Origin of the sequence: Mycolicibacterium sp. ND9-15 (genome assembly GCF_035918395.1) — a bacterium.
Classification (GTDB): Bacteria; Actinomycetota; Actinomycetes; order Mycobacteriales; family Mycobacteriaceae; genus Mycobacterium.
Genome location: NZ_CP142362.1, coordinates 4,090,130 through 4,102,514 on the forward strand (window position 1 = coordinate 4,090,130; position 12,385 = coordinate 4,102,514).

At 66.1% G+C, this 12,385-nt stretch carries 11 protein-coding genes and 1 pseudogene; 7 read left to right on the forward strand and 5 right to left on the reverse strand.

The features are described from left to right. Positions 1-167: 167 nt before the first annotated feature. The 3 genes from QGN32_RS19580 to QGN32_RS19590 are packed head-to-tail and all read right to left on the reverse strand — an operon-like array spanning position 168 to position 2,818. The gene (locus QGN32_RS19580) at positions 168-1,136 is read right to left on the reverse strand and encodes an LLM class F420-dependent oxidoreductase (RefSeq protein WP_326545932.1); all 969 of its coding nucleotides are present in this window, start codon (positions 1,134-1,136) and stop codon (positions 168-170) included. A gap of 12 nt (positions 1,137-1,148) precedes the next feature. Beyond that, a complete protein-coding gene (locus tag QGN32_RS19585) occupies positions 1,149-1,892 on the reverse strand; it encodes a hypothetical protein (RefSeq protein WP_326545933.1) in 744 nt (247 codons plus the stop codon). Between the two features lie 11 nt (positions 1,893-1,903). Continuing rightward, positions 1,904-2,818, reverse strand: a complete 915-nt coding sequence (locus tag QGN32_RS19590; protein WP_326545934.1) for an NAD-dependent epimerase/dehydratase family protein — start codon at positions 2,816-2,818, stop codon at positions 1,904-1,906. 56 nt (positions 2,819-2,874) lie between these two features. On the opposite strand from QGN32_RS19590, the gene QGN32_RS19595 reads away from it, so the two are divergent. Next, positions 2,875-4,053 (forward strand): acyl-CoA dehydrogenase family protein, encoded by a 1,179-nt coding sequence (locus QGN32_RS19595; protein ID WP_326545935.1) that lies wholly within the window; start codon positions 2,875-2,877, stop codon positions 4,051-4,053. Positions 4,054-4,149: 96 nt separating this feature from the next. On the opposite strand, the gene QGN32_RS19600 is transcribed toward QGN32_RS19595, so the two are convergent. Beyond that, positions 4,150-5,343, reverse strand: a complete 1,194-nt coding sequence (locus QGN32_RS19600; RefSeq protein ID WP_326545936.1) for an integrase core domain-containing protein — start codon at positions 5,341-5,343, stop codon at positions 4,150-4,152. Between the two features lie 230 nt (positions 5,344-5,573). Next, positions 5,574-7,002: pseudogene (locus tag QGN32_RS19605) on the reverse strand (aldehyde dehydrogenase). Positions 7,003-7,147: 145 nt separating this feature from the next. Here QGN32_RS19605 and QGN32_RS19610 point away from each other — a divergent pair. The 6 genes from QGN32_RS19610 (at position 7,148) to QGN32_RS19635 (ending at position 12,367) form a co-directional block, all read left to right on the forward strand. Beyond that, on the forward strand, positions 7,148-8,413 hold the full coding sequence (locus QGN32_RS19610; RefSeq protein WP_326545937.1) for an aromatic ring-hydroxylating oxygenase subunit alpha: 1,266 nt from the start codon (positions 7,148-7,150) through the stop codon (positions 8,411-8,413). Between the two features lie 28 nt (positions 8,414-8,441). Further along, positions 8,442-8,762, forward strand: coding sequence for a hypothetical protein (locus tag QGN32_RS19615; RefSeq protein WP_326549166.1), 321 nt, complete (start codon positions 8,442-8,444; stop codon positions 8,760-8,762). Continuing rightward, positions 8,759-10,012: a metal-dependent hydrolase family protein gene (locus QGN32_RS19620; protein ID WP_326545938.1), complete on the forward strand. Its 1,254-nt coding sequence runs from the start codon at positions 8,759-8,761 to the stop codon at positions 10,010-10,012. The genes QGN32_RS19615 and QGN32_RS19620 overlap by 4 nt, the downstream gene beginning before the upstream one ends. A gap of 34 nt (positions 10,013-10,046) precedes the next feature. Continuing rightward, complete coding sequence (locus QGN32_RS19625; protein WP_326549167.1) at positions 10,047-10,499, forward strand: MarR family winged helix-turn-helix transcriptional regulator; 453 nt, start codon at positions 10,047-10,049, stop codon at positions 10,497-10,499. An 81-nt stretch (positions 10,500-10,580) separates the two neighbouring features. Continuing rightward, a complete protein-coding gene (locus QGN32_RS19630) occupies positions 10,581-11,600 on the forward strand; it encodes a 2Fe-2S iron-sulfur cluster-binding protein (RefSeq protein ID WP_326545939.1) in 1,020 nt (339 codons plus the stop codon). A gap of 23 nt (positions 11,601-11,623) precedes the next feature. Next, the gene (locus QGN32_RS19635) at positions 11,624-12,367 is read left to right on the forward strand and encodes an SDR family NAD(P)-dependent oxidoreductase (protein ID WP_326545940.1); all 744 of its coding nucleotides are present in this window, start codon (positions 11,624-11,626) and stop codon (positions 12,365-12,367) included. Positions 12,368-12,385 lie beyond the last annotated feature (18 nt).

The window sequence follows — 12,385 nt, forward strand, 5'->3', positions numbered from 1 at the left end:
TTCGACACAGCGGCACAGTACCAGCGCAGTTGGGTGTTGCAAATAGTTGACGTTTGTCCAACTATCCCGGGATTGCGCGCACCCTCGACGGCAGACGCAGCCTGGTGACCGGCGGGGCGACCGGTATCGGCGCTGCTCGTCGCATAGGCCGCCACGATCGGAGATGTTCAGCGCCGCGAGGCGAATTCCGACGCCAGCGATGCGACGAACTCCTGAGTGCGTTGGCGCGAGGCCTGGCGCTGCGCTGCATCCTGCCCGAGTGCCACCACACGCGCGGCGAGATCGGTGACACCGACGTCTCGGTAACGGCGCAGCCGCGTCGCGACGGTTGTTTCGTCACCCGCGGCCATCGTGTCACCCACGTCCTCGGCGTCGCCGTGCTCGAGCAGGCGCACGTAGTTGGGGGAGAAGTCGGCGTGGCCCAGCACCTCACTGGCATAGGCGCGCGCATCGTCGACCTCGTCGTCGGCGCAGAGGGCGACTGGAACTCCGGCGACGACGCGAACACCCTCGCGCCCTGCGTGTTTCGCCGCGGCCGTGATACGGGGGACCACGTAGTCGCCGATCGCTCGTTCGTCGGCCATCCACAGGATGGTCCCTTCGGTCCGCTCGCCGGCGGTCCGCAGCATCGCCGGGCCGAGGGCGGCCACCAACACCGGAACGGTGAAAGCATCGGTGACGTCGACAGGACTGTGCACACGATAGGTGTCGTTGTCGACGGCCAGCGAGCCGGGACCGTCGAACGCCGCGTCGAGCACCTCGAGGTAGTCGCGCACGAGCCGTGCGGGTTTGTCATAGGGCAGGCCCAGTTGGTCGGAGACGATCCAGTGGTGTGACGGGCCGATCCCGAGAGCGAACCGGCCGCCGCAAGCGATCTGCGTGGTCAGCGCCTGCTGCGCCATGATGAGCGGATGGCGGGTCTGGATCGGCACCACAGCCGTTCCGATCTCGATGCGGTCGGTGGCAGCACCAAGCAGCGCTACCGCGGTCATCGCGTCGAGGTAGCCGGGCACCTGCGGTATCCAGAACGACGCGAAACCCTCTTCCTCCGCGGTCTTTCCGTCGTCGATCAGGCCGCTGAGCCGATCTGCTCGGGGGCGCTCCTTGTCGGAGCCGACCATCAAACCGATACGCATCCAAACCTCCGGTCACGGTACATAGCGGTCCCATTCGTACGGCACCACGGGGTGAAACGGCGCGGCGAAAAGCGGCTGGATGCCGTGCGCGCTCCAGCGAGCGCGCAGTACCGGCTGGAGCCGCTGCGCGACCTCGACCGGGTCGTCATCGAGGAAGCAGTAGGTAATCGCCTGGCCCGCAGGGGCGCTGGCCAAGCGGGCATCGACCGGCAGGGACGTCGCCGACCACGCCCCGGCCACACCGTCGACGTCCACCAGTTCGTCGAGTGCCGCACCGGCTTGCTCCAACAGCAGATAGACACCGCGGATCGGCCACCACGGCAGCACGTCGGCCCCGGCCTTGATCCGTTTCGCCGCGGTCCGCCCGGTCACGTCGTACACACCGCGTTCCACGGGCGGCAGCAACGGCAGTTTGCGGCCCGCATCGCCGAGCGCCCTGGACAGCGCCAGGAACGGTTCCATCCCGGCAACGCCGGTGAAGAAGTACGTCATTACGTGATCGATGGCGTCGTACGGCGTTTGGCCGGCGGCGCGAACGGAACGGCATTCCGGGGTGGACACCAGCCGCAGGGATGCGCGCACCGCGGACAGCCGGTGCTGTTCGGGGCGGTGGTCGAGGGTGTGCCAGCGCAGGTAGTCCGCGTCGGTGCCGTCGGGGTGATGTCTGGCCATCGAGACGAACATGGTGGTGATGTCGCCGTCGCCTTTGGCGAGCACTTCGGCGACCTCGTCCGACGGCGTGCCGGGCAGCTGCATCGACACCTCCTCTACTGCGAATCGGGTTGGTACAACTCGAGTTCGGGGTGGCGCGCCTCGATCATCCGGCGGAAGCCGTCGCGCCAGCCGACGGTGGTGTGGCCCAGCACGTCGTGCATGTGGGTGACGTCGGGCCACAGGGGCGTATGGGCCTCGGACGTGTACTCGAAAATCGGCTCCACCCCGACGAGTTCACCCATGTAGGCGCAGTACTCCTCGACGCTGACGGTCTCACTGCCCGCCCAGTTCACCGTGACCGGCGGGGTGTCGGCGACCTCCATCGCCCTGATACCCAACGCGACGTAGTCGTCTTCGTAGACCGGGTTGTAGTTGTTGGGCCGGTCCGGGTGCAACCGAATCGGCCGGCGCGCCAGAATCGCATCGAGGCGGTCGGCGGGAGCGCCGCCTTGCGGCCCGTAGGTGGAACAGATCCTGATGATCGTCAGCGGGATTTGGTACTGCCGGGCGATCCAGGTGCAGACCGCCTCGGCGGCGACCTTGGAGAAGCTGTAGTTCGCTCGCAGCGGCACGCCGGGCGGATCGGATTCGGTCAGCGGCCGCTGACCCTGATAGCCGTAGATCGATCCGGTCGAACAGAAGACGAAGCCCTTCGCAGTGCGGCAGTGGTAGAGCAGGTCGCCCGAACGCTGCGCATTGGTCTCGACGCATCGCGTCCACTCACCCCAGCCTGGGTCGACCGCGGCGTGGAAAACGTAGGTGAAATCGCCGGGCAGCGCCGAGAAGTCGCCGGTGCTGATGTCGAGTGCGACGGGGACGACACCCGCGTCGGTGAGGCGGTCCCGGTCCGCCTGTTCGCGCAGGCGCGCAGCGCCCCACACCTCGTTGTCCCGCGCCAGGGCTGCCGCTATCGGAAACGCGATCTTGCCTGTGGCCCCGGTGATGAGGACCTTCTCGCCGTCGAGCATCCCTTAAGTCTTAGCGCACGCCGCCGCAAATGTTAAGTACTTGATATGTTGGCGGGGTGCACCTCACCTTCGACGCCGAGGTGGAGGCGTTCCGCGCGGAGTTCGTCAGCTTCCTCGACGAGCATCTGCCAGCCGAGGCCGAGGCGGCCGCCGAGCGCTCGCGTTCGACCTCGCATGTGCCGCAGTGGGCACGCCGCTGGCAGCGGCTGCAGTTCGACCACGGTTGGCTCCTGCCGGGCAATCCGCCGGAGTTCGGCGGCCGCAACGCGGGCATCCTCGAACAGTTCGTCCACCGGCAGGAGTTGGCGCGCCGCCGGATCTACCACGCGTTCAACCCGCAGGGCGTTGGCATCATCGCCGCATCGCTGCTGACGTTCGGCACCGACGAGCAAAAGCGGCGGTGGGCGGTACCGATCCTGCGCGCCGACATGACCGCGTCGCTGGGCATGAGCGAACCAGGCGCGGGTTCGGACCTGGCGGGGCTGGCCACACGTGCGGTGCGCGAGGGCGATCAGTTCGTCGTCAACGGCCAGAAGGTGTGGACTTCGGGCGCACATGACGCCGACGTCATCTTGACTTTCGTGCGCACCGACCCGGATGCGCCCAAGCACAAGGGAATCAGCGCGCTGCTGATCCCGACCGACCTGCCCGGGGTGGAGCGCCGCCCGTTCGCCTCGGTGTACAACCGCGACGACCTCGATTTCAACGAGGTGTTCTTCAGCGATGTGCGTGTGCCCGCCGAAAACCTCGTCGGACCACTGCACGAAGGGTGGCGGGTGGCCAACGGCTCGCTGGGCCACGAACGCACGATGATGTGGATGGCGTTCGCGAACCGGCTCGAACAACTGTTGGCCGACTTCCGCCCGGTGGGCGGCGTGAACCGGGACCGCTATGCGACGGTCGCGATGGATTATCAGGCGCTGCGCCTACTTGGTTCTGCCGCGCTGGGACAAGCCGCGCGCGGCGAGCGTGACATCCCCGGCGTGTCGGTGCTCAAGCTGTTCGGTTCGGAGGCCGAGCAGAAGGCGCTGGGCTATGCCCTCGATGCCGCCGGCGCAGACGGCTTGCGCAGCCCGGGCCTGACTGCGCCATACAACCCGTACAGCCCAGGGCTTTTCACCGCCGACTGGTTCACTCGCTACATCAGCAGCTACGCCGGGACCATCTCCGGCGGCGCTTCGGAGATCCAGCGCAACATCATCGCCCAGCGGGTGCTGGGTCTGCCGGCGCGGTGACGCACAGCGCGCGATTTGTGGAGCCGCACCGGCGGTGAGCGCCGTGTGGTGTCTCGGGACATCGTTGACACTTATGTCTCGGGACATCGCTGACACTCATGATGCCGGTTTGGGCTCGCGGGTGCGATAGGTGCGGGTGGTCTTGTCGATGGACTGGTAGTTGCGTGTGGGATCGGCAGTGAGAGTGCGCACGAGTCGGTTGCCGCTGAAGATGGTGATGTGCTCGCCGTCGCGGATGACATCGCAGTCGTGGCCGGCCCAGCGCAGCCCGACGTTGACCTTGTAGGGCGCGACGAACACGTGTCCCGACTTCTCTCCGACGGTGCGGCGGCTGACGAACACCGGTGCGGGCAGTGGACGCTCGGCGGGGCGGGCCATGACGGTGGCGCTGAATGCCTCGGCCGGGGTGGCGCCACGTAGCGCGCGGTGCGGCCGTTGGTGGTTGTAATAGGTGCGGAACTGCTCGAGCAGGGCGTTGAGTTCCTCGACAGTAGCCGCCGGATCGCGGGCAGACAGCCACTTCTTCAGCGTCTGCCAGAACCGCTCGATCTTGCCGCAGGTCTGCGGGTGAAACGGCGTCGAGTTGATGGTCCGCACCCCGAGAGCGCGCAGATTGACCTCGAAAGCTGATTCATGCGCGTGGAACCGGCCAGTGTAGACGATTCCGTTGTCCGACAACGACATCGATGGTATCCCGCACTCGTCGATGCCTGCCAGCATCACCTCCCAGACAAGCTCGGCGTCCGCGTCACCGGCGCCCGCGCGCAAACCCACCACATACCGGGAGTGGTCGTCGAGACTGCCCGCGATGCCCACCGCGCTGCCGTCGGCCAGCGTCCATCCGGTCCAATCGGACTGCCAACACTCGTTGGGCCGATCGAAGCAAAACCGTTTGGTCGCCGACTTCGGCCGCTTCTGTGGCTGCGGGACGATCGCCCCGCGACGGGTCAAGATCTGCCACACCGTCGACACTGACGGCACCGCGATACCCTCGCGCTGCAACGACCACACGATCGACTGTGCACCGTGATCGCGGCCATCCTCGATCAACTGCTTACGCCGCAACACGATCAGGTCTTCCACCTCGACCGGGGTCTGCCCCGGCGAAGTCAGCGGACGCCGCGACCGATCCTGCAGACCCTCGATCCCACCGTCACGGAAACGCTTGCGGAACTTGTAATACGTCTGTCGACTGATCGCGCTGTCCCGGCAGAACTGCGCCACGTTGTCGACCTGGCCGGCCAACGCCGAAGCCATCCGAATGTCCATCGCCGTCACCTTCTGAGCCATGAGCCATCCTGGCCCAGGCCCTACTCAAGTGTCAGCGATGTCCCGAGACATACAACTGTCAGCGATGTCCCCGAACAGAACACGGCGGTGAGCGCCGCTAAAACTCCACAAATCGCTTCTTGCCATGCATGGGCGCGGCGATCAAATTGCCGTGAAAACCTGATCGGGACCGACGTTTTGGCGGGTTTCTCGCGTACTTTACCGCCCAAACGTCGGTTTCGGCGCGACGGCTACGGTGCCACGGAAATGGACTTGGAATCGGTGTAGCCGTCGATGCCCTCGCGGCCGAGTTCGCGCCCGTATCCGCTGCCCTTGACGCCCCCGAAGGGGGCGAACGGGTCCATCGTGTAGCCCTGGTTGACGCCGAAGGTGCCGGTGTGAATGCGGGCCGCGACGCCGAGTCCTCGTTCGGTGTCCCCAGTGAACACCGACCCCGCGAGCCCGTAGTCGGAGTCATCAGCGATCGCCACCGCGTCGTCCTCGTCGGTGTAGGAGATGACGGTCAGCACCGGACCGAAGATCTCCTCGCGAGCGATGCGCATCGAATTGGTCGCATCGGCGAACAGGGTTGGTCGCACATACCACCCGGTATCGATGCCGTCGGGCATCGGCGAACCGCCGGTGACCAGTCGGGCGCCTTCGGCCTGACCCGCTTCGATGTAGCCGCGCACGCGGTCCTGCTGCCGTTTGGCGACGAGCGGACCGATCTGGGTGGCGGGGTCGGTCGGGTCGCCCACGACCAGGGCCGTCATCTCGGCGGCCAATGCATCGGTGAACTCGTCGGCGCGGCGGGCGGGCACCAGGATGCGGGTCAGGGCATTGCAGATCTGCCCGCTGTTGCTCAGGCTGGCCGAGCGCACACCGGCGGCGACGGCGGCGGGATCGGCATCGGCCAGCACGATCGCGGCCGACTTGCCGCCGAGTTCGAGGCTGACCCGCTTGAGGTCGGTCGCACAGGCCGCGGCGACGGCCTTACCCGCCGCGGTCGAGCCGGTGAACGAGACCTTGTCCAACCCCGGGATGCTTGACCAGATACTCGCCGACAGACCCGTCGCCGGGCAGCACGCTCACCACACCGGCCGGCAGATCCGCCTCGGCGATGATCTCGGCGAGCAGCACGGCGTCGAGCGGTGACTCCGGTGCGGGTTTGAGAACGACGGCGCAGCCGGCCAGCAGCGCCGGAATCAGCTTGGTGACGATCAGGAACTGCGGCATGTTCCACGGCACGACGGCGGCGACGACGCCGATCGGCTCGCGGCGGATGTGGACGTCGGCCCCGTACATGCCGGGCCTGACCTCCTGCCATGGGTACGACTCGGCCAGGGTGCAGAACGCCGACATCATCGTCCACGGCAGTGCTACCTGCGCATGCTGCGCGAAGCTGATCGGTGCGCCGATCTCTTTCGTGATGACCTCGGCCATCTCGGCGCGTCGTGCACCGTACAGTTCGGCCAGTCGCCGGATCGTCGCGATGCGCTCGCCAGGATCCAGGTGTGGCCACGGGCCGGAGTCAAACGCCGTACGCGCGGCCGCAACCGCGTTGTCGACGTCCTCGGGACCCGCGGCGGCCACCTGTGCGACCGGTTGCTCGGTGTGCGGGGAGACGACCTCGATGAGCTGCCCTGTGCTCGGTTCCGACCACCGGCCGCCGATGAACAGCTCGTCCCGACGCACCTGCTCGACCACCTTCCATCACGACGACATCAAGGAGCAGTATCAACTACTTGTGATTGCCTGCCACAGCATATATCGTCGGTTTGTCAGGCTCCCGCCGAATGCCGAAAAGCAAAGTCAGGAGAGGCCGATGGCACGTTTTCCCAAACCGCCCGAAGGCAGTTGGACTGAGCACTACCCGGAGTTGGGAACCGAGCCGGTCTCCTATGAGGACTCGATCAGCCCGGAGTTCTACGAAAAGGAACGCAAGGCCGTCTTCAAGCGCGCCTGGCTCAATGTCGGCCGCGTGGAACAGATTCCGCGTAAAGGCAGCTACTTCACCAAGGAGATCAAGGTCGCCAAGACGTCGATCATCGTCGTGCGCACGACAAGTGGCGACGTCAAGGCGTATCACAACATCTGCCGGCACCGCGGCAACAAGTTGGTGTGGAACGACATGCCGCTCGAGGAGACCAGCGGCGTGTGCCGGCAGTTCACCTGCAAGTACCACGCATGGCGCTACGACCTGGACGGCAACCTGACCTTCGTGCAGCAGGAGGGGGAATTCTTTGACCTGGACAAGAGCCGCTACGGGCTGGTGCCCGTCCACTGCGACGTCTGGGCGGGCTTCATCTTCGTCAACTTCGCCAAGCAGCCCGAGCAATCGCTGCGGGACTTCCTGGGCCCGATGATCCTCGACCTCGAGGGCTATCCGTTCGACAAGTTGACCTCGCGGTTCTATTACCGCTCGGAGGTGAAGGCCAACTGGAAGCTCTACATGGACGCGTTCCAGGAGTTCTACCACGCTCCTGTGCTGCACGCGAACCAGTCGCCGACCGCCTATTCGAAGGCCGCCGCCGAAGCGGGTTTCGAGGCGCCGCATTACCGGATCGAGGGGCCGCACCGGCTCGTCAGCACGTCGGGTATCCGGGCCTGGGAGATGGCCGACGAGATGCGCAAACCGATCGAGGACATCTGCCAGAGCGGTCTTTTCGGCCCGTGGGACAAACCGGATCTCGGGGAGATGCCCCCCGGACTCAACCCGGCGAGATGCGATCCGTGGGGGCTGGACTCGTTCCAGCTGTTCCCCAACTTCGTGATCCTGTTCTGGGGGCAGGGCTGGTACCTGACCTACCATTACTGGCCCACGTCGCACAACACGCACATCTTCGAGGGCACGGTGTACTTCCCGAAAGCGCGGACGCCGCGTGAGCGCATCGCCCAGGAACTGGCCGCGGTGTCGTTCAAGGAGTACGGACTCCAGGACGCGAACACCCTGGAGGCGACGCAGAGCATGGTCGAGTCACAGGTCATCGACGAGTTCCTGCTGTGCGACCAGGAGGTGCTGATCCGCCACCTGCACAAGGAGACCGCTGCCTGGATCGACGAGTTCGAGCAGAAGACGGCGGGGGTGTGACGTGACGACTTCTGAGACGACGTCGGCCATGCTGCCGCCCGAGTTCTCCGACCTTGAACAGTTTTCGGACTGGTGTCTGCCGACGGAGGCGCAGCGATACGCCAAGCGGTTGGACAGTTCGATGCAGGAACTGCAGGCGTTCTACGACGCGGTCACCGCGCGGGCCGAGGAGGCCATCGCATACTGCGACAAGTTCGCGCTCGACGACCTACCCGAAGACGTGCTCAACTTGATGCATCTTCTCTATTCGATGATCCAGGCGTCGTTTCCGGTGGAGTGCTGGAAGCAACCGAAGGTACCTGACTCCGGCGCCACGACGCTGAACTGCATGTCCGAACCGGTCCCGTGAGCAGACCCACCGTCCTGCGCGCCGCGCGCTGGGCCGACGTGGACGCCGGCGAGGTGCGTTCGCCTGCCGTGGTGGTGGTCGAGGGCAATCGCATCACGGCGGTCAATCCCGCTGAGCCACCGAAGGATCCGGCTGTCGATATCGATCTCGGTGACGTCACCTTGCTGCCGGGCCTGATGGACATGGAGCTCAACCTGCTCATCGGCGGGCCCGGTGGTCCCGAGGGACTGCCCAGCCCGATGCACGGTGTGCAGGACGATCCGGCGTATCGCACGCTGCGCGGAGCGGTCAATGCCCGTACCACACTGGAGGCCGGTTTCACCTCGGTGCGCAATCTCGGGCTGATGGTCAAGACGGGCGGCTACCTGCTCGACGTGGCGCTGCAGCGCGCCATCGACCAGGGGTGGCACATCGGTCCGCGGATCCATCCGGCCGGACACGCGGTGACACCGTATGGCGGGCACCTCGATCCGACCGTGTTCCAGCGGCTCGCGCCGGGCATCATGCCGCTTTCGGTGGCCGAGGGCATCGCCAACGGTGTCGACGACGTTCGCGCCTGCGTGCGCTACCAGGTCCGGCACGGCGCCAAGCTGATCAAGGTCTCGGCGTCGGGCGGTGTGATGTCGCACAGCACCGCGCCCGGCGCCCAGCAGTACTCCGACGACGAGTTCGCCGCGATCGCCGACGAAGCGCACCGAGCCGGTGTGCGGGTGGCTGCTCATGCCGTGGGAGACAGCGCGATCCGGGCGTGCATCAAAGCGGGCATCGACTGCATCGAGCACGGCTTCCTCGCCAGCGACGAGACGATCCAGATGATGGCCGACACCGGAACGTTCCTGGTGTCGACCACCTACCTGACACAGGCCATGGCGGTCGACCGCATCGCGCCGGAACTTCGCAAGAAGGCCGAGGAGGTGTTTCCCCGGGCGCAGGCGATGCTGCCGAAGGCGATCGCAGCGGGCGTCCGCATCGCGTGCGGCACCGACGCGCCCGCAATTCCGCACGGGCAGAACGCCAAGGAACTCTGCGCACTCGTCGAACGCGGCATGACGCCGATGCAGGCGATCCGCGCGGCGACGGTGACCAGTGCCGAACTGATCGAGGTGGACGACGAATTAGGCTGTCTTGCACCGGGATACCTCGCCGACATCATCGCTGTGCCGGGCGATCCGTCCGAAAACATCGCCACCACTTCGGACGTGCGGTTCGTGATGAAGGACGGTCACGTCTACAAGCACGACGAGGTTTAGCGCGATGGCCACGGAGACAAACCCGGAACTGAGCATGGAGCTCGACGACAACATCCTGTGGCATCTCAAGCAGGCGTGGTACTTCTCGCTCACGGCGGTCAACGACGCGGTCAGCCGGCACGGGGTGAGCACGGCCCAGATCGGCGTGCTGCGCCAACTCACCAACGAGCCGGGGTTGTCGGGTGCCGAACTGGCTCGCCGCATGCTGATCACCCCGCAAGGCGTGCAACTTGCGGTCAAAGCGCTCGAACAACGCGGGCTCGTCGTGCGCAAACCCGATCCCCAGCACGCGCGAATCCTGAAGGCCTACCTGACCGATGAAGGCCGCAAGGTGGCCACGTCGGTGGTCAGCGACGCGATCGCCGCACACGAGGCGGTGTTCGGCGTGCTGACCCCGGAAGAACAGCGGACGTTGCGCGACCTACTGGCACGGGTGGTCGAGAAAGGCACCGGCCACAGACTGGCCGACGATCACATCGGGGACTGAACTCGCCGGCCCTTGCTCGTCAGCGGTTGCCGAGTCCGACCACTTGATACCAATCGCAAGTACTTGATACTCTGGGTGGCGATGCCTGAAGAAGCCGTCGAGTTCGCGTCCCTACGCATCAAGCGGGTGGTGCGCGAGACCAGTGATGCGGTGTCTTTGGTGCTCGATATCCCCGACGATTGCTCGCAGCGGTTCCGTTATCAGGCAGGCCAGTTCTTGACATTGCGGGTAGCCGTCGCCGGCGACCATCACCGGCGGTGTTACTCGATGTCGTCGTGTCCGCATAACGGCAACGATCTGCAGATCACCGTCAAACGCGATCCGGGCGGCCTGGTTTCGAACTGGCTGAACGACACCGCCCGGGCCGGCGGTGAGATCCATGCCGCACCGCCGGATGGCCGGTTTCTGCTCGGCGAGGCCGACCGCGACATCGTCGCGTTCGCCGGTGGCAGTGGCATCACACCGATCTTCTCGCTGATCGGGTCGGCTCTGGTGAGCACCGACAGGCGAATCCAGCTGTTCTACGCCAACCGATCCCGTGACTCGGTGATCTTCGGCGACGCGCTCCACGACCTCGCCGGCGCCAACCCCCAGCGGTTGACGGTCACCGAGCACTTCGACGACGAAGCCGGTGTGGTGTGCGCGACGACGGTCGCCGCGCTGATCGACTCCGACCGCGATGCCGACTACTACATCTGCGGACCCGGCCCGTTCATGGACACGGTGGAGGAGACGCTGCTGACGAACGGCGTGTCGCGGGACCGGCTGCACCTCGAGCGGTTTGCGGTGGCGCCGGCCGCCGACGATGTCGTCGAGGCCGCTGAGCAGACCGAAGAAGTGATCATCGAACTCGATCGCAAGACCACCACCGCGCCCTACCGGGCCGGCAACACGCTGCTGCAGACGGCTCGCATCGCCGGACTGCGGGCACCGTCGTCCTGTGAGACCGGTTCGTGCGGAACGTGTATGGCGCGCATCGAATCCGGCAGCGCCCGGATGCTGAACAACGATGCCCTCGATGACGACGAAGTGGCCGAAGGGTGGGTGCTGACGTGTCAGTCGCTACCGACGAGCCGCTCAGTCCACGTGGTCTACGAGTAGAGGTGATTGATGGAGACGGGTCGATGAGCCGCGTTGCGGTGGTGACCGGCGGTGCCTCGGGGATGGGGGAGGCGACCTGTCACGAGCTTGCCAGGCGTGGGCACAAGGTCGCAGTGCTCGATCTCAACGGCGAAGCGGCGCAACGGGTTGCCGAGGAGCTGCGCGCCGCGGGCGTGTCGGCACTCGGGGTGGCGGTCGACGTCAGCGACCGTCGGGCGGTCGAGGAGGCCTTCGCCAAGGTGCGCACGGAGTTGGGCCCGGTGCACATCCTGGTGACCAGCGCCGGGGCCGTCGGCTGGGCAGCCTTCACTGACATCTCGCCGCAGGCGTGGCAGCGGCTCATCGACGTCAACCTCACCGGTACGTTCCACTGCTGCCAGGTGGCCGTGCCCGACATGCTCGCCGCCGGCTGGGGCCGCATCGTGATGATCTCGTCGTCGAGCGCGCAGCGCGGTTCGCCGGGGATGGCGCACTACGCCGCGTCCAAGGGCGCGCTGCTGTCGCTGACCAGATCGCTGGCCCGCGAATACGGTCCGACGGGTATCACGGTGAACAACATCCCGCCGTCGGCCATCGAGACACCGATGCAGCATGCCGGTCAGGAGGCAGGACATCTGCCGTCGAATGAGGAGATGGCCGCGAGTGTTCCGCTGGGCCATCTCGGCACCGGTGAGGATATCGCCGCGGCCGTGGGCTTCCTCTGCTCGGAGGAGGCGGGCTTCATCACCGGTCAGACGCTGGGCGTCAACGGTGGATCGGTGATGTGATGACGCACAACGGGTTTG